This window comes from Mangrovimonas sp. sgz306409 (assembly GCF_059735265.1).
This window is the reverse complement of the sequence record NZ_JCAPEU010000001.1, coordinates 634,291-652,382: the sequence shown is the minus strand read 5'-3', so window position 1 is coordinate 652,382 and position 18,092 is coordinate 634,291. Positions and strand designations below refer to the sequence as shown.

At 39.0% G+C, this 18,092-nt stretch carries 18 protein-coding genes; 8 read left to right on the top strand and 10 right to left on the bottom strand.

All coding sequences use genetic code 11. The features are described 5' to 3' along the window. Window positions 1–27: 27 nt before the first annotated feature. The 3 genes from AC6I5C_RS02900 to trhO are packed head-to-tail and all read right to left on the bottom strand — an operon-like array spanning window position 28 to window position 2,583. Window positions 28–258, bottom strand: a complete 231-nt coding sequence (locus tag AC6I5C_RS02900; RefSeq protein WP_497903862.1) for a ferredoxin — start codon at window positions 256–258, stop codon at window positions 28–30. After that, on the bottom strand, window positions 258–1,502 hold the full coding sequence (locus AC6I5C_RS02895; RefSeq protein WP_497903861.1) for a peptidase U32 family protein: 1,245 nt from the start codon (window positions 1,500–1,502) through the stop codon (window positions 258–260). Before AC6I5C_RS02895 ends, AC6I5C_RS02900 begins: the two co-directional genes overlap by 1 nt. 7 nt (window positions 1,503–1,509) lie before the next feature. Then, window positions 1,510–2,583: an oxygen-dependent tRNA uridine(34) hydroxylase TrhO gene (gene trhO / locus AC6I5C_RS02890; protein ID WP_497903860.1), complete on the bottom strand. Its 1,074-nt coding sequence runs from the start codon at window positions 2,581–2,583 to the stop codon at window positions 1,510–1,512. Between the two features lie 391 nt (window positions 2,584–2,974). Here trhO and recA point away from each other — a divergent pair, with 391 nt between their 5' ends. The 4 genes from recA to AC6I5C_RS02870 all read left to right on the top strand — a co-directional run bounded on the left by recA (window position 2,975) and on the right by AC6I5C_RS02870 (window position 6,632). Continuing rightward, on the top strand, window positions 2,975–3,985 hold the full coding sequence (gene recA / locus AC6I5C_RS02885) for a recombinase RecA (protein WP_497903859.1): 1,011 nt from the start codon (window positions 2,975–2,977) through the stop codon (window positions 3,983–3,985). A gap of 118 nt (window positions 3,986–4,103) precedes the next feature. Next, complete coding sequence (locus AC6I5C_RS02880) at window positions 4,104–4,517, top strand: hypothetical protein (RefSeq protein ID WP_497903858.1); 414 nt, start codon at window positions 4,104–4,106, stop codon at window positions 4,515–4,517. 31 nt (window positions 4,518–4,548) lie between these two features. Next, a complete protein-coding gene (locus tag AC6I5C_RS02875) occupies window positions 4,549–5,091 on the top strand; it encodes an RNA polymerase sigma factor (protein ID WP_497903857.1) in 543 nt (180 codons plus the stop codon). Then, window positions 5,091–6,632, top strand: a complete 1,542-nt coding sequence (locus AC6I5C_RS02870; protein WP_497903856.1) for a hypothetical protein — start codon at window positions 5,091–5,093, stop codon at window positions 6,630–6,632. The genes AC6I5C_RS02875 and AC6I5C_RS02870 overlap by 1 nt, the downstream gene beginning before the upstream one ends. Before the next feature lie 77 nt (window positions 6,633–6,709). On the opposite strand, the gene AC6I5C_RS02865 is transcribed toward AC6I5C_RS02870, so the two are convergent. Next, window positions 6,710–7,450, bottom strand: coding sequence for a lysophospholipid acyltransferase family protein (locus AC6I5C_RS02865; protein ID WP_497903855.1), 741 nt, complete (start codon window positions 7,448–7,450; stop codon window positions 6,710–6,712). Between the two features lie 112 nt (window positions 7,451–7,562). Between AC6I5C_RS02865 and trpS the strand changes: the two genes are divergently transcribed. Next, window positions 7,563–8,531 carry a tryptophan--tRNA ligase gene (trpS, locus tag AC6I5C_RS02860; protein WP_497903854.1) on the top strand — a complete coding sequence of 323 codons (969 nt, stop codon included), beginning with the start codon at window positions 7,563–7,565 and terminating at the stop codon, window positions 8,529–8,531. A gap of 79 nt (window positions 8,532–8,610) precedes the next feature. On the opposite strand, the gene dprA is transcribed toward trpS, so the two are convergent. After that, window positions 8,611–9,711, bottom strand: coding sequence for a DNA-processing protein DprA (gene dprA / locus AC6I5C_RS02855; protein WP_497903853.1), 1,101 nt, complete (start codon window positions 9,709–9,711; stop codon window positions 8,611–8,613). A gap of 105 nt (window positions 9,712–9,816) precedes the next feature. Between dprA and AC6I5C_RS02850 the strand changes: the two genes are divergently transcribed. The 3 genes from AC6I5C_RS02850 (at window position 9,817) to AC6I5C_RS02840 (ending at window position 13,055) form a co-directional block, all read left to right on the top strand. Then, the gene (locus AC6I5C_RS02850; RefSeq protein WP_497903852.1) at window positions 9,817–10,755 is read left to right on the top strand and encodes an HU domain-containing protein; all 939 of its coding nucleotides are present in this window, start codon (window positions 9,817–9,819) and stop codon (window positions 10,753–10,755) included. A gap of 153 nt (window positions 10,756–10,908) precedes the next feature. Then, window positions 10,909–11,421, top strand: a complete 513-nt coding sequence (locus tag AC6I5C_RS02845) for an acyl-CoA thioesterase (protein ID WP_053976467.1) — start codon at window positions 10,909–10,911, stop codon at window positions 11,419–11,421. A 230-nt stretch (window positions 11,422–11,651) separates the two neighbouring features. Then, entirely contained in the window at window positions 11,652–13,055 is a 1,404-nt protein-coding gene (locus tag AC6I5C_RS02840; protein WP_497903851.1) for a hypothetical protein, read from the top strand. A gap of 71 nt (window positions 13,056–13,126) precedes the next feature. Here the strand turns inward: AC6I5C_RS02840 and AC6I5C_RS02835 are convergent, their stop codons facing one another. From AC6I5C_RS02835 to dut, 5 genes are read right to left on the bottom strand one after another with little or no spacing between them, the layout of a single operon-like run. Beyond that, window positions 13,127–14,353, bottom strand: a complete 1,227-nt coding sequence (locus AC6I5C_RS02835; protein ID WP_497903850.1) for a murein hydrolase activator EnvC family protein — start codon at window positions 14,351–14,353, stop codon at window positions 13,127–13,129. Then, the gene (gene lolB1 / locus AC6I5C_RS02830) at window positions 14,340–15,125 is read right to left on the bottom strand and encodes a lipoprotein insertase outer membrane protein LolB1 (RefSeq protein ID WP_497903849.1); all 786 of its coding nucleotides are present in this window, start codon (window positions 15,123–15,125) and stop codon (window positions 14,340–14,342) included. The genes AC6I5C_RS02835 and lolB1 overlap by 14 nt, the downstream gene beginning before the upstream one ends. 19 nt (window positions 15,126–15,144) lie before the next feature. Further along, window positions 15,145–16,512, bottom strand: a complete 1,368-nt coding sequence (locus AC6I5C_RS02825; protein WP_497903848.1) for a tetratricopeptide repeat protein — start codon at window positions 16,510–16,512, stop codon at window positions 15,145–15,147. 39 nt (window positions 16,513–16,551) lie between these two features. Beyond that, window positions 16,552–17,571, bottom strand: coding sequence for a sugar phosphate nucleotidyltransferase (locus tag AC6I5C_RS02820; RefSeq protein WP_497903847.1), 1,020 nt, complete (start codon window positions 17,569–17,571; stop codon window positions 16,552–16,554). Window positions 17,572–17,610: 39 nt separating this feature from the next. Beyond that, on the bottom strand, window positions 17,611–18,045 hold the full coding sequence (dut, locus tag AC6I5C_RS02815) for a dUTP diphosphatase (protein WP_497903846.1): 435 nt from the start codon (window positions 18,043–18,045) through the stop codon (window positions 17,611–17,613). Between the last annotated feature and the right edge of the window lie 47 nt (window positions 18,046–18,092).

The following is an 18,092-nucleotide window of genomic DNA, read 5'->3' as shown; positions in this document are numbered from 1 at the left end:
ACTGCAAGATAGTTAAGACATTAATACTTAAATGCTTTTCACCGAAATTATTTTAACGGGACAAGCTTTTGCTGCCTGATCGCAAGGATCCAAAATAGCCTCGTCTGGAGATTTTAAGGTAAAAAAACCTTTTTTCTCCTGACTTCTCAAAAGCACCGTTTTCCCATCCTTTTTGGACATTTGAAACTGCTCAGGAGCCAATTCTACACAATAATTACAACCGATACATTTATTCCTCTGAAGGGTTACAACTACCATTAAGCCTCAACTTTATTTTCTACAATCTTATAAAGTTTGTCAGAAGGACGCACTCTAAAAGGTATTGGAATGGTTACCGAATCCCCCTTTACTCCTTTTTCCAACTGCTCATCGTTAACCAGCATAGTGTCCACTGTCATTTCCTTGGCACCTGTAGTTGGTCCAGTAATTAAAATGGTGTCACCCAAAGACAAATCGTAGGCTTCAATCTTAAATTCCCCAATACTACTTTTTGGATAATAGTGCACCCCTTTACCGATATACACCTTTTTCTGTGTTGCATGCGACCCCGAACCTTTACTCCATTCTCCCAATTTCTGACCTAAATAGTAGCCACTCCAAAAGCCCCGATTGTAAACTTTTTCCAATTCCTGCATCCAACCAATTACCTTCTCTTTGGAATAGGTTCCGTTTTCAATACTATCAATTGCCTCACGGTAACATTTAATGACATTGGCCACATATTCTGGCGCTCGTCCCCGACCTTCTATTTTCAACACGGTAATTCCGGCATCGATTACTTCTTCCAGAAAATCGATGGTACACAAGTCTTTTGGAGACATGATGTACTCATTGTCCAATTCCATTTCAAAGCCTGTTTCTTGATCAACCACGGTATATTTCTTTCTACAGTTTTGCTTGCAAGCGCCTCTGTTTGCAGAAGAATTATGCGAATGCAAACTCATATAACATTTTCCAGAAACCGCCATGCAGAGTGCTCCGTGACCAAAAATTTCAATCTCTACCAGTTTTCCTGAGGGACCTTTGATTTGCTCCTTTTCTATTTGCTCTGAAATCTTCTTTACTTGACGCAAACTCAACTCCCTACTCATTACCATAGTGTCTGCGAACATGGCATAAAACTTCACCGTTTCAATGTTGGTGATATTGATTTGCGTAGAAATATGCACTTCCATTCCCAATTCACGAGCTACCATAATCACAGCTTGGTCCATGGCAATCACAGCGGTAATATCAGCCTCTTTGGCACGCTTAACCAAAGTTTTTACGATAGATAAATCGTGATCATAAATAATGGTGTTTAAGGTCAGATAAGTTCTAACACCTTTTTCCTGACATCTTCTGGAAATTTCAGGAAGGTCGTCCAAAGTAAAGTTAATGGATGCTCTGGCACGCATGTTAAGCTGCTCTACACCAAAATAAACAGAATCTGCACCATTATCTAGGGCCGCTTGCAACGATTCAAAATTCCCTGCAGGAGCCATTAATTCAATCTTTTGCATAATACAACTAGGCTTTTTCTTGTTTAAAATGCTCGAAAATGTTTCTTAAATCTTTTTTGAAAGGCAAGTGATCGGCACGACCTTTTTTGAAGATATCGTTACTGTTTCCTTGCCCCTTACGCAATACTTTTTGCTCTTCGTATGGCAATCTGTTAATCTCCATACAAGTGGTAGAACAACAGTTTTCCATTTCTTCCTGACATTTCGGACATTGGATAAACAACAAGTGACAAGCATCGTTAGCGCAATTGGTATGCACATCAAAAGGCTCTCCACATTGGTGACATTGCGCAATTACATCATCACTAATACGTTCGGCACGACGCTCGTCGAACACGAAATTCTGACCTAAAAACTTATTTTCTAAGTTTTGTTCTTTCACCTGACGGGTGTACTCGATAATTCCACCTTCAAGTTGAAATACATTTTTAAACCCTTTATGCTTAAAGTAAGCACTCGCCTTTTCACAGCGAATCCCACCAGTACAATACATTACAAGGTTTTTATCTTCTTTATGATCTTTTAAATCATCTTCAATAATATCCAACGATTCTCTAAAGGTGTCTACATCTGGCGTAACCGCATTTTTAAAATGACCAATTTCGCTTTCGTAATGGTTGCGCATATCCACCAACACAGTATTTTCGTCTTCAATGAAGCGATTGAAATCTTCTGCTTTTAAATGAATTCCTTTGTTTGTTACATCGAAGGTGTCGTCGTTCAATCCGTCGGCAACAATTTTATCACGAACTTTCACTTTAAGCTTTAAGAACGATTTGTTGTCTTGCTCTACAGCAACATTCAAACGGATATCTTTTAAGAAATCAATGGTATCCAAATGTGTCTTGAACTCGTTGAAACGATCGGCTGGCAAAGACAATTGTCCGTTGATACCTTCGTGAGCCACATAAATTCGACCCAAGACCTCTAAACGGTCCCAGACAATAAACAATTGATCTCTAAATTCTTGAGGATTTTGAATTTTCGCGTATTGGTAAAAAGAAAGCGTTAATCGATTCTTACCTGCCTGATCGATTAATTCCGCTCGCTCTTTAGCACTTAATTTATTGTACAGTTGCATGCTATACTAATGTTTTAAGGTTAAAGATTTTATTTTAATGCCGCAAAGGTACTATTTTTAAATCATTGCGCCATAACAAAGAAAAAAGCACTTTAGATTGCCTAAAGTGCTTTTTACAGACTAACTCGATTTGATACTTTTTTATTTGTTGTTTAAACTCAAAAATATACGTCCGAGTTAGCCTCCATCGGCTTTACAGCTGCTATTAAAAGTAATGGCAACCGAAACGCCCAATGCGGTGTTAACAATTGTTTCCTTAAAGAATTTCATAGCAAGATTTCCCCTAATTATAAAGTAGATGTGAATTGCTCAAAAAGGTTGCGTGATAAGATTGAAAAAATTCAAAAGTTATCGTATTTTAGCCTGAATTTAATTTTAGAAAAACTGAATAATGAGTACTGAAAAAGATGCAAAATTAAAGGCCTTGAAGCTTACCTTGGACAAATTGGACAAGGCTTACGGAAAAGGAACGGTGATGAAGATGAGCGACCAGGCAATCTCTGATGTTGAAGCCATTTCCTCTGGATCCCTTGGTTTGGACATTGCACTTGGTGTAGGCGGATATCCAAGAGGACGAATCATTGAAATATACGGTCCTGAATCTTCAGGTAAAACAACTCTTACTTTGCATGCCATTGCAGAAGCGCAAAAATCTGGTGGGATTGCAGCCTTTATTGACGCTGAGCACGCCTTTGATAGATTTTATGCTGAAAAACTGGGAGTAGATTTAGAAAACCTTATCATATCTCAACCGGACAACGGGGAACAGGCTCTTGAAATTGCTGATAACCTAATCCGCTCTGGAGCTATTGACATTATAGTGGTGGATTCTGTGGCAGCCTTGACACCAAAAAGTGAAATTGAAGGTGAAATGGGAGATTCTAAAATGGGCCTTCACGCGCGATTGATGTCTCAAGCCCTTAGAAAATTAACAGGTTCTATTAGCAAGACCAACTGTACCATGATTTTCATCAACCAATTACGTGAAAAGATTGGAGTTATGTTTGGAAACCCTGAAACGACTACCGGTGGTAATGCCCTTAAATTCTATGCTTCGGTACGTTTAGATATTAGACGTTCAACCCAAATTAAGGAAAGCGACGGGAACGTATCTGGAAGCAAAACTAGAGTGAAAGTGGTTAAAAACAAAGTAGCGCCTCCATTTAAAACTGCTGAGTTTGACATCATGTACGGCGAAGGAATTTCCAAAGTTGGAGAAGTTCTGGATATTGCCGTAGAGAATGAAATCATCAAGAAAAGTGGTTCTTGGTTTAGCTACGAAGACACCAAACTTGGCCAAGGCCGTGATGCCGTAAAAGCCTTGATAAAAGACAATCCAGAGCTCATGGATGAGCTGGAAGGAAAAGTAAGGAAAGTTGCAAAAGAAGCGACTTTATCCTAACCAAAAATTAAAATCCCGTTTAAAACGGGATTTTTTTTGTTTTTAACGCAACCATTTCACCTCTTTCGCATCTTACCTTTGAAAAAGGTATTATTCTTTAAACCCAATACTATTGAAAATGAAAAAGATATTATTTGCGTGCGCATTCCTACTTACCCTTATGTCCTGTAGCCTTGATGATGACAGTACACCTTCTTTCTATTATGAAATTCTACCAATTGAAAGCGTTGACATGCCTGAGGAATTTGTCCTAGGAGAAACCTACCCAATCTACCTAAGTTACATAAAGCCTTCAAGCTGCTACGTATTCAACAACCTCTACTATGATAGTGAACTTAATGAAAGAACCATTGCAATTGTAGACAAAGTATACACCAATGATTGCATTGAATATGAGGAAGAAGAAATTGAGGAAGTATCCTTTAACTTTAAAGTAGTAAGCAACGGAACTTATATATTCAAATTTTGGCAAGGTGAAGATGAGAACGGGAATGATTTGTACTATATTGTTGAAGTCCCCGTAGTAGAATAAACATTAAAACCTAACCAAATACCGCGATAATGTGAGCCTAGAGCAACTTATAGAAAGTTGTAAAAAAAATGATGCTAAAGCACAAAGCCAGATATACAAGCTCTACGCGAGCAAACTATTCTCGCTATGCCTAAAGTATTCTAGAAACTATGCCGAGGCAGAAGACAATCTGCAAGACGCATTTGTTACCATTTTTAGTAAAATCTCGCAATATCAAGGCAAAGGTTCTCTGGAAGGCTGGATGAAACGCATAGCCATCAACACGGCCTTACAGCGCTATCGTAGCACAGGTGTGTTTGACATTGTAAACGAAGGCCAAATAGAAGATGTTTCTTTGGAAATTGATGAAGAACAAATCTCCCTCGATTTCCTATTGGGCATCATCCAACAGCTACCGGACCGTTACAGATTGGTGTTCAACCTTTATGTTCTGGATGGGTATTCGCATAAGGAAATTGCCAAAATGTTGGAGATATCCACGGGAACCTCAAAATCCAATTTGGCAAGGGCTCGATTGATTTTAAAAGAAAAAATTGAAATGCATAAAACGGGATCCAATTCCCAATCGTTATAATGAGTGATAAAAAACATATTGACAGGCTATTTCAGGAGCAGTTCAAAAATTTTGAAGCCACTCCCAATGAAGAGGTCTGGAACAACATAGAACAGCGCTTGCATGGCAACAAACGGAAGCGCAGAGTCATTCCTATTTGGTGGCAACTGGCAGGTGTTGCCGCACTCTTGGCACTGCTGTTTACAGCAGGCAAATTCATGTTTACCCCTTCAGATATTATTGAAGAGAACTCAACACCATTAGTTGAAGAGCAAACCAACAGTGAAAATAACGATAGCACCTCACAAAACGCAGTGATTGATTCGACTATCGATTTCAATTCAAGCACCAAAAATACTGTAACAGAAAACAACCAAAGGGATGATGCATTAAATGGTTCCAAAAAGGGACTACCTCAACAAAACAACTCCATTTCAAGTGCAAATAATGCTTCTACGGTTGTAATTTCTTCCGAAGAAAACACCTCATACAAACAAAACAATAGCCCTCAAAAACAAAAGGATGCTCTTTTACCTAATACTGACAGAGCCTTAACCAATAATGTTCCAAATCTACCTGAACCTAATCCAAATAATTCTGCCACTCTAAACAAGAACCCACAACCCAACAGTCTTCAGACAGACAAGACAGACACAACAACACGGGTTGCAGGAACCACCACACCTTCTACTTCCAATGACAATGATAATTCCAATACACCTAAGGATGCTCTAAACGGAACCATTGATGAGTCAGAAGAAGTAGCTTCAGTAGAAGAAAAAGAAGAAACCACAATAGAAGAGGCTATTGCAGAAGCCAATGAACAAACTAATGAAAAGGAAAAAGAAGAGAAACTAAACAGGTGGAACATTTCTCCAAATGTGGCGCCTGTTTATTTCAACACAATGGGCAAAGGCTCTCCTATTGACGAACAGTTTGTTAACAATTCCAAAAGCGGCGAAATCAATACTAGTTATGGGGTAAACGGAAGCTATGCCTTTAACGACAAAATAAAAGTTCGTGTAGGGGTCAACAAAGTAGACCTTGGATACAGCACCAAAAATGTGATTGCTTATAACAGCGCCAACAATAATAATTCTCAGTTGCAAAATTTACGAATGAGCAATAGTGCTTCCAACAACTCCGTCATGAGCACGCAAAACCTTAACAGTAGCTCACCTGAGGTTATGAATGTAAAAACATACGGCGCCTTGGAGCAACAATTCGGCTTTATTGAAGTACCTGTCGAGTTGGAATATGCTTTGGTGAACAAAAAACTGGGGCTTAACCTTATAGGTGGATTTAGTACCCTATTCACAAACCACAACGATGTATACGCTACTGGCGATGGTTATCGAATTCATATTGGAGAGGCCACCAACATTAACGACATGAGTTATAGTGCCAATTTTGGATTAGGAATGAATTACAATGTATCTCGAAAAATAAAAGTGAACCTTGAACCCATGTTCAAGTACCAGCTCAATACCTTCAATAACACCTCTGGCGATTTTCAGCCATACTTTATTGGTGTGTATACTGGGTTGAGTTACAAATTTTAGTTTTTTAGTTGGTTAGATGAATTATTGCTTAAATCTGCAGTAATTGCTGAAAGCTGCCCTCTGCCAAAGGGCAGCTTTCATGTGTTATGGAATTCGGTTAATTGTTGTAGAATAACCGCCTTAGTTTTTGCATTCACGGTTTTTGTATCGGCAATGGTCAATCCCTCGGTGGGGATAAACTTATGCACTTTCGCTCTCATCTTTCCCGGACTACCACTAAAAAAAGTATAGGAAAATCGCCTTTTGTTATCCGCAAAGGTTAAAGGAACCACAGGAATTTGATGGTTGATAGCCAATCGGAAGGCTCCGTCCTTAAATTCATCCAACACAATGGACTCATCAGGTACGCCTCCTTCAGGAAAAATACAAATACTCAATCCCTGCTTCAACCGTTTTTGAGCTCTTAAAAAAACCGCCTTTCTACTTTTTTCAGAACTGCGATCTACCAAAATACAAGTACGCTTATAGAAAAATCCAAACAACGGGATTTTTGCCAGTTCCTGTTTCCCCACAAACACAAACGGATTCTTAACACTTAGGAGCATCAACATAATATCCGTCATCGATGTATGGTTGGCCACAAACATATAGCTCTCGTTCCTTTCGGGAACTGTTTCCCGTTCAATTTTCACCCTAAAGCCCATCCCAATTAAAATGAACCTAGCCCATATTCGCGCCAGCCTAAAGAAAAAAGGATACCAGCTTTCTTTAAGAATGGAAATGATCAAAAACGGAAATAAAACTATAATAGGAACCGCAACCAAAATATAAAACCAAATGCGGTATAACAGCCAAAATATATATTTGAATATCTTCATTGCGACCAAAACTAGTCAAATTTATTGAGCTATTGTAGTAAAAAAAGTACCTTTGTTCTTCCAAAAAAGAAAAGTCGAATTTTAAATAATTTCCATTTCAGGGAAACTACACATGGCAAGAATACTTACAGGAATACAGAGTACAGGAACCCCTCATTTAGGGAACATTTTGGGCGCTATTTTACCGGCCATAGAAATGTCTAAAGACGAAGCAAACGATTCGTTTTTGTTTATCGCCAACCTTCACACCTTAACACAGATTAAAGATGCCGAAGAGTTGCGATACAACACCTATTCTGTAGCTGCAACTTGGCTTGCCTTTGGCTTGGACATTGAAAAAACGGTTTTTTACAGACAAAGCGATATCCCACAAACCACTGAATTATCATGGTACCTAAGCTGCTTTTTCCCATACCAACGACTTACTTTAGCGCATAGTTTTAAGGACAAGGCAGACCGTTTGGAGGATGTCAATGCCGGTTTGTTTACGTATCCTATGTTAATGGCTGCTGACATTTTGTTGTATGATGCAGAAATTATTCCGGTAGGAAAAGACCAATTGCAACATATTGAAATGACAAGAGATGTCGCTTCCCGTTTTCATGCAAAAATGGGAGACGTTTTTGTGTTACCAGAAGGAAAAATCCAGGAGAACACTATGCTTATTCCAGGGACCGATGGAGAGAAAATGAGCAAGTCCCGCAACAACTTTATCAATATTTTTGAAACGGATAAAAAGCTTCGTAAGCAAATTATGGGCATCAAAACCGATAGCACCCCATTGGAAGAGCCTAAGGATTGGTCCACTTGTAATTGTTTCGCCATTTATAGTCTGTTGGCAGATGACGCTCAAATAGCAACCATGAAAGCCAACTATGAAAACGGCAATTATGGCTACGGACATGCCAAACAAGCCCTGTTTGAACTCATCGTTGAAAGATTTGCCGAACCAAGAGAAAAGTATCAGTACTATATGAACAACTTGGAAGAACTTGACAAAGCATTGGCCCTTGGTGCCGAAAAAGCTAAATTGGTAGCTAATGATGTCTTAAAACGTGTAAGAGAAAAGGCTGGATATTAATTCCAAAAACACTTATAAACAAAAAGCCTCCACTTAAAATGGAGGCTTTTTGTTTAGTTTCATTTCTAATGAACACAACTCAAACAACTTCAAATAATTTCCCCGGAAGTGGCCTTACCACCCCTTTCAATTCCATATTTAAGAGAATTCCCGCTATTTTAAAGATTGGAAGCTGGCAGGCTAAAGCAATGCTATCCAACAACTGTTTGTCATGCTCCTTCAAATAGTTAAACACTTTTTTTTCATCTTCATCCAATTCCACAAACAACTGTTTTTGAACAACAGCTGGCTTTTGCTCTATGGACCAGTTTAAAATATAGGGCACATCCATAGGCGTAGAGAGTAAATGCGCCTTTTGCTGTTTGATTAGATTATTACACCCCACACTCTGTAGATCCGTTGGACGCCCAGGGACGGCAAACACTTCTCGATTATAAGAATTGGCAATATCGGCGGTTACCAAGCTCCCTCCTGTTTCGGCTGACTCAATTACAATCGTTGCCTCACTTAGGCCCGCTATGATTCGGTTGCGTTTTAAAAAGTTGGTCCTGTCAAAAGCATCCGTACTCCAAAAATCGGTGAAGAACCCACCATTACTCTCAACACTTGCCATATAACGTTTATGGGTTTTGGGATATATTTGATTGAGACCATGAGCCAAACAGCCAATAGTCGGTAAATTATGGTTCATGGCCGCCTTTTGTGCAGTAATATCAGTACCATAGGCAAAACCAGAAACAATCACTGGATTGAAAACTGCCAACTCTTCTACCAAGCGTTCGCAAAAAGCTACACCATGATTAGTGATTTTTCTCGCACCTACAATGCTAATAATATGCCGATCCTTAAGATCGATATTCCCAACCTGAAACATAAGCACTGGCCCATCTATACAATGCTTCAATTTATCAGGATAATCGTCGTTCATAAAATACAAACAAGCAATACCATTGTCCTTTATAAATTGCATTTCTGCCTCGGCCTCCTTTACATATTTGGGATTCTTAAAATCATCTATAGTAAGTTTTCCAACCCCATCAATCAGGAGCAATTTTTCGGGCTTCTCCTTGAGCACCATTTCGGCAGTTCCGCAGTGCTGAATCAATTTTTTCGCCGTGATATCCCCTATTTTCGGAATATGCTGTAAGGCCAAAGTATAGAGCAATTGGTCGTCTGTCATACTATAATTTCCTGATTGTAAACTTAAAGTACGGCAATTTTAGGCTGTTAATAAATACTTAAGGTCATTTTTTATTCGTCTTAAAAAATTTATAACTTTGTTTTTATGCATATAGAAACCTACATAAGCGATTTACTTTACAGGTATGACTGCGTGATCATCCCTGAATTTGGAGCCTTTTTAACAAACCGCGTTTCTGCCAAGATCGATGCAGATACCAATGCGTTTTTCCCTCCTAAAAAAGTATTGTCTTTCAACGAGCAATTGCAAAGCAACGATGGTTTGCTTGCCAATTACATCTCTGAGGTTGAAAAAATCCCTTATGAGGTTGCGGCTCAAAAATTGAGCAAACATGTAAAATCCATTAAATCCTATTTGGTACAAGGTGAAACTTTAACCTTCCACAACATTGGGGATTTGGTGTTGAATTCTGAAGGTAAAATTGTATTCGACCCTTCATTCCACGTAAACTATTTAACAGATGCCTTTGGCTTGTCTCAATTCAATTCTACTAGTATTACTAGAGAAGTATATAAAGAAGAGGTTGAAGCCCTTGAAAAGGTAGTCCCTATTACGGTGACTCCTGAAACGCGCAAGGCAAGACCATATTTGCGTTATGCAGCTGTAGCCCTTATTGCCTTGACTGTGGGAAGTTTTGCTATATCCAACTACTACATGAAGGATGTAGAAACACACAATCAATTAGCTCAAGAGCAAGCTAACGAACAATTGGATCACAAAGTACAGGAAGCCACTTTTGTTATTGACAATCCACTACCATCTGTAACTTTAAATGTCGCCAAGCAATCTGGGAATTACCACATTGTTGCAGGAGCTTTTAGAGTTGAAGCTAACTCAGACAAAAAAGTTGAGCAATTGCAAGGCTTGGGTTACAACGCTCGTAAAATTGGTGTTAACAAGTACGGTCTTCATGAAGTAGTGTATGCTAGCTTCAACAATCGTTTGGAAGCCCTACAAATGTTGCAAAAAATTAAGAGCGAACACAGTCAAGATGCTTGGTTGTTGGTAAAACAATTGGACTAATCCCTTAGTTTCATTTACACCCATTTCGATTTTAATTATTTAATTCTGATTTTCAGAGTGTATTGTTGTATGCAATGGTTTTAGGATAATTCATCCAATTTTTGGGTGATTGCCCAAAATCGCTTTACCTTTGCACCACTGTAAACAAAACCCATGGAAGCAAAAACACCTAGCTCTACAAGAACCGTTATGACCGATTTGGTTTTACCTAGTGAAACCAACCCTTTGAACAATCTTTTTGGAGGCGAACTATTGGCTAGAATGGATCGTGCTGCCAGTATTTCTGCCAGACGCCACTCCCGAAGAATTGTAGTAACGGCTTCCGTAAACCATGTAGCCTTTAATAGAGCGATTCCTTTAGGAAGTGTAGTAACCGTTGAAGCTAACGTATCCAGAGCTTTTACAAGCTCTATGGAAGTGTTTATAGACGTTTGGATTGAAGATCGCGAATCTGGCGAACGTACCAAAGCCAACGAGGCCATTTACACCTTTGTTGCCGTTGACGAAACTGGAAGGCCTGTAAAAGTGCCTCAGGTAACCCCTGAAACCGATCTTGAAAAAGAGCGCTATGCCGCTGCTTTACGCAGAAAGCAATTGAGTTTGGTGCTTGCAAAAAAGATGAAACCGAAAGATGCTACAGAGCTAAAAGCACTTTTCGAGGAATAATTTCTTTTCCTTCCGATAGTAGTTCCCACTTTTCCTTCTCTTATTGCCGGATTGGAATTATATCCCTATACCCTGCATTTTCACTTAGTTTAAGCCTTTTTAAAAATTAAATTAAGGCCACAAAATGAGTCTTTTACAGTTTATCGATAAAACTTGTTGAAATACAGATATTTCTACAGTCTGTAAGGTATTTTTTATATGTTTGGCCAACTTCTAAAAACTATACCAACATGAAACAAAACACTTTACTCTATTGTTCCTTATTGCTGGTGCTTTCCAGTTGTGGAAAAAAAACCTTTGAACCTTTCTACACTACCAAACCTCAATTAGAACACATCCCAAGTTATGATAATGCAGAAGTCAACCAAGTGCCAGACACCAAAGAACTTGTGCTTAACGTTGACCTGAAAAAAGAATATCCGGTAAAATCTGAAGATTATTACAACAATCCAGGAGCCCAAAAGAATAAAAATGGTAAAGCTCCCTCTGTAATTATTGCTGTACCACAAACCAACGAGCAAAAAGACGTTACTACAGATAATATCAATACCAACGATTTTAATACCGACGGTTACTATAACCAAGCGGAACGCGCTATTGAACAAGCCCTATTGCGTCAAGGATTCAACGTTTTGGACCGCTCTAAATTTGAGGCCAAATTAAGAGACTTACGCGACCGCGCCAACGAACGCCCTTGGTGGTTTTCAGATTGGTCTGAAAAACTCCTTGAAAATGGCGAATACGATGTAGTTAAACAGGAATACAAAAAACAGTTGACCGACGGTAAAATTACACCACAACAATATACCGAAGTAATTTCTGAAATTGACAAGGTGAGCCAACGTGGGTTGCCAGGCAAAAACCGCGAAAAGGACAATCAGGAAATGACAGATATTGCTGAAGTGATCAGAGCGGCGCAAAACGGTGCTGACCAAGCCGATTATCTCTTCCAAATCAACCTGACCTTTGAACCAAAAAGCAAATCGCTTAACATATCCGATTATGAAAGTGTACAGGAATTTGTAAGTCATCACGCAGGGCTTAGCTATGGTAGCATTCCAAACCAATTACCTGAATCTGTTTCCCTAAAATGGATGAAGGTTTTGTTTAATGCAAAATTGATAGACATTAACAGCGGTAGTATTGTTTGGTTGGGAACCTATGAAATTGAATCTTCTGCCGCAGATGGGTTGCAGTTGTCTTTCGATATCAAAAAATCGGTGAAGAACGAGAAGGATATTGAAGGGATGTTTAACAGCTACAATACCAAATTATACAGTCTCAACTACGACCTTACCAAACTGGAATCAGATTTGGATACCTATTACAATTTGGCCATGAAAAAGACCAAATTGGGTAACAAACGTGAGTTGGAAAACTATACCAACAACTTAAAACGCAATATTGCCACTGCGGAAACTTCTTATACGGCAAAACTTAACGAATACAAGAGCTTAATCAACAACCCTCCTAGTGTGGGGAGCAATGATTGGGAATATGTGTATAAGGTAAGCCAACCAGAATTGACTCCAGATTTCCAAAACGGTCAGGAATTACTAAAGCACCGCAAAGAATTGCTTAGAATTGTCACGCAAGACCTAATCAATACCATTAAAATAATTGATGCTTATTAAGCTACAACAAACATCAAAAAAGGCCCTGTATCATTAATACAGGGCCTTTTTTAATCTTTAAAACTAATTGCTTACAGCTTATTGATCCAATAAGCTGGATTTTCCAGTTTAGAATCTTTATATACCCTAAAATATAAAAGGGTTTCACCAGTTGTTTTATTGGTAAACACCTCACCTATGTCTTGTTTGGTACTTACCTTATCTCCCTTGTTCACATAAATCTTAGACAGGTTTTTATACACCGTCATGTAATTACCATGTCGTAAAATAACTACTGGATTAGCATTTGGAATTACAATAATCTGCGACACCTCTCCCTCAAATACGGCCCTTACTTTAGCTCCTTTTTCAGTCGCAATCATAACCCCTTTACTATTTACAGCAACAGTTTTATCAATAATTGAAGGTTGTTTTCCAAAACGCATTTTTACAATACCGCGTTCTACAGGCCAAGGCAACTTACCTTTATTAGCCTGAAAACTGGCAGCTAAAGCTTTGGCTTCGGGAGTCAAGGCAAAAGACGATGAACTTGTAGACTTGCCTGCCTTCTTATTGGACGCCGCAATAGCCTCCTTAATCAAACGATCAATTTCCTTGTCAATCCTGTCAGATTCCTTCTGCTTTTGCTTTAATTCCGCATTGTATTTACTCATGTTGCTGCGAATGGAAGCCATCAACACTTCATGTTCTTTCAGCTCTGCCTCCAACTCCTTTTTAGCAATTCTATTCTCTTCTACCAATTTTTGCTTTTCCTCCTTTTGTTTAAGCAATTGGGTATTGAGCTCCTGCAGTTTTAAGGTTTTGGCCTTTATTTCCTCTCCTTGCTGCTTTTGGTAATCTGTATATTGCTTGATGTACTGAAGTCGTTTGTAAGCCTGTTTAAAATTGGAAGAAGACATTAAAAACATGACGCGACTCAATTGTGATTTACTTTTATAGGACTTCACGATCATGTCAGCATACTGCTTTTTCAACTCCTCCAATTGATCACGAAGCTCCGAAATTTCCTTTTGATTGGCATTGATATCACGAGTCAACAGATTGGCTTGATCATTAGTAACCTTAATCAAATTTTTACGCACGCTCACTTTATAGTTTAAATCCTCAACCAAAGTAATCACGTTCTTTTCTTTCTTTTTGTTGGCAAACAACAAGCTGTTAAGTTGCTCCATTTCCTTTTTCAACTGTTGGCGTCTAGCCTCCAATTGCTTTTGCTTGTCGCTTTGTGCTTGGGCAAATGTGGTCCCAAGGAACACACAAATAATAAAAAGTAAGTAGGTTGGTTTAGTTAGCCTCATCAATCACAATCTCTTTAAATCCTTTAGGTATTTTGAATGGAAAACGTAATTCTTCATTAAAGGTCACCGATTTATATTCCAAATCTATCGTTACGCCGTCATTGCCTTCAACTGCATTGATATGGACCTTTTCAGGCACAATTTGTTTATCTACGTCTTGGTAGGTTTTATAATCTATTTGAAACATTCTTCGTCTTGATGGCTGGTATAACTGTTGGGAATCCATTTTAAAGTGCTTTGGATTCAACAAATAGAACAGTTCTAAAACGGCATTCTGCTCTTCAGGTTGGAGTACATATGAATTCTCATGTGTAGAGGCCACATATTTATTCGATTTATAACCGAATATAGGTTCCGCCAACAGAAGGTTCTGCACTTTTTGGAAATCCAATTCTATGCCCAACAGCTCACTTAACAAACGATAGTCGCCATCAAAAAACTGGTTGTTGATTTTATCGTAATATTTCACCTCATTGGGTGTAATCATAACTCTGGCAAGTCCCAAAGTGGCATTGATCCAAATCACTTTGTCCTTTTCAATCCGCAAATTGACACCGTAGGATTGCGTGGTGGTGCCTTCGATATAATCAATCTTTACTTTAGACTGAAAAGTCTTGAACTTCAATTCTTGTTTTGAATTCTCTTTTATAAGCTGTTTCGCCGTCACCTCTTTATTGAGTTCTCCCGAACTGCTTACCGTTAACGCCGATTTACAGCCTACCACAAGGCTCAACACAGCAGCTAACACAAGAGGTTTGATAACTTTCATCATAGTTTAGGTTTATTGGGCATTACTCCTGCCCATTTTTCAGGGCTTCTGCTTTTTTGGCAAAGTTTCGGGCCTTTTGGGCATTCCCTTGTTTGCCGTAGGCAACACTTAATTGGGTGTAAAAATCGGATTCCATTTTTGGATCTTCAATCACATAATCCAAACCTGTTTCCAAGACTTCAATTGCCTGTTTGGCATAACCCATCTTGTTATTGGCCACCCCATTGATAAGATAAAAAATAGGTTGCGCCGGATACAACTCCAAAGCCTCATTACTCTTGATAATGGCCTTTTCATTTTGGTTCATATCCAACTGCAACAAAAGTACATCCTTAATCAAATTGTAATTGCTAGGCTCTTCTTTCAAGGCTTGCTCATAATAAGTCAAAGCTTTTGCCTTATCGTCTGTTTTAAGATAATATTGCCCAAGTTCCTTTAGTGTCTTGGTGCTTTTATCATTGTCAATTAGAGTGACAACTTCCAACAATTCGCCTTCGTACTCAGGGTGTGTTCCTACAAAACCAACAAAGTCATTTAAAACTTTAGCCTTGGCATCTGGATTAATAGAGGAACTGGTCAATACAATTTTCATGGAATTGACCGCATTGTCCACTTGATTGTCATCCAAGTAGAATTTATATAGTGCCAAGTGTACCAATTGTGAATTTGGGTTGACTTCCAACAACTTTTTGGCTGTTTTGAAGGCCTTTTCCTTTTCACCACTTTCGCTGTAACGGTATACCAATTTTAAATAGTTGTCCTCATTCTCCGGATTCGATTCCAGACGTTCCTCAAGATTTTCTATGCGCTCATCATCATCTCCGGTAATATTGTAGATTTGATTTCGCATATAATCCCGATCCTCACTAACGCCATAATCCTTATCCAATTCGTCCAGTAATTGCAGGGCATTTTTATACTTTTTGGCTCTAATGTAAAGCCCAACCAAATCATCACCATAGGTAGGATGGTATTTCACCAATTGCTTAACCGTTTTTATGGCTTTGTCCACTTCATTCTGCTGAATGTAGACATCGTACAATTCGTCCAAATACCATTCGTTGTCTGGTTCTTTTGAAATGGCCTTTTTAAGTGCATCCTCTGCCGCTCCAAAGTTTTTTAGCTTGTTGTAGTTTTTACCAAGTTCAAAATACAATACGGCATCGGAATCGTTTATTCTAAGACATTGCTGCAAGGCTTCTACCGAACGTTGGTAGTTTTCAATTCCCTTTTGCTTTAGGGCTTCAAAGAAGTATTCTTGGTAAGCGTCCTCTACATTTCCAAGATCATCGTCTGGACGTTTGTTAAAATCTACTTGGGCATAGGTCTCTTGGGTTAGGCTTAAGGCCATTCCGAAAACAACTAGGCAACTGTAGATTTTTAGTCTCATAACAAACCTTTTTTAATTTTTTTGATAAACTTTCAGCAGCTATTCCAACACGGAATAATCTCCAATGCTAATTGCCTTGAAATTGCCATCATACACTACATGATTTCCAATCATGGCTTCGTCTAAGGTAGCATTTTTAATGATTGTTGCATTCTGAATTAAACTATTTTTAACGGTTACATTATCCAGTACACAATCATTTCCAATAGAAACGTATGGCCCAACAGTTGTATTGTTGAGCACCACATTTTCTCCTATAAAACAAGGTTCGATTACAGTTGAATTTTTATTGATAACAGAATTGGATACCAATTGCTCCTCGCCATCACTAGCTAAAAATTCCAACATTTTTCCATTGGTTTCCACAGTTACGGCCTTGTTTCCACAATCCATCCACTCGTCTACCGTTCCTGTTTTGAATATCTTGCCTTCGGCCATCATACGCTTGATACCGTCATTGATTTGGTATTCGCCTCCATTCATGATGTTTTCATCCAACACTTCTTGAAGCTTCTGTTTCAAAACAGCCACATCCTTAAAGTAATAAATACCAATTACCGCTTGATCGCTTACAAAAGTTTTCGGCTTTTCAACCAACTCTACGATTTCTTCCTTGTCATTAAGGTTTACCACGCCATAAGCTTCAGGATTATCTACTTTTTTGGTCCAAATTACGGCATCGGCTTCTGGATCTAGATTGAAATTGGCTCGAATCAAAGTATCGGCATAGGCAATTACGGCCGGCCCCGAAAGTGACGGTTCTGCACTCATGATGGCATGGCCAGTTCCCAAAGGCTGATCCTGTCTATAAATGGATGCTTTAGCCCCAAGGCCCTCAGCCAATTTAGTCAAGCTTTCAACAACATCATCCCCAAAAAAGGCTGGATCTCCCAATACAAAGGCAATCTCTTCAATTGGTTCTCCAAGTACTTTGGCAATGTCCTTAACCAAGCGATGTACAATAGGCTGTCCCGCTACAGGTATCAAAGGTTTTGGAACAGTTAATGTATGAGGTCTTAATCGGGAGCCACGTCCCGCCATTGGTACGATAATTTTCATATGCATTGCCCGCCTAAGCGGGGATCTTTTTATTAATTTTTATTTGGTTCCGGTACTTCCAAAACCACCTTCTCCACGAGCTGTTTCAGAAAGCGTCTCTACTTGAATCCATTCGGCACGTTCGTGTTTTGCAATCACCATCTGGGCGATACGCTCACCATTTTCTATGGTAAACTCTTCATTGGAAAGATTCACCAAAATCACTCCCACTTCTCCTCTATAATCGGCATCTACAGTTCCAGGTGCATTCAAAACGGTGATTCCCTTTTTGGCCGCCAAACCACTTCTTGGTCTTACTTGGGCTTCATAACCAATCGGTAATTCTATAAACAAACCGGTTCCAACAATGGTACGCTCCAAAGGTTTTAAGGTTCGAGGTTCTGATAAATTGGCTCGCAAATCCATTCCTGCCGACGCTATGGTTTCGTAGTTTGGCAAGTCATGGCTGGATTTGTTGATGATTTTAATAGTCATAATTACAATATATACGTTGGGATGCCGCCACTAGCTCAGCATCTCAT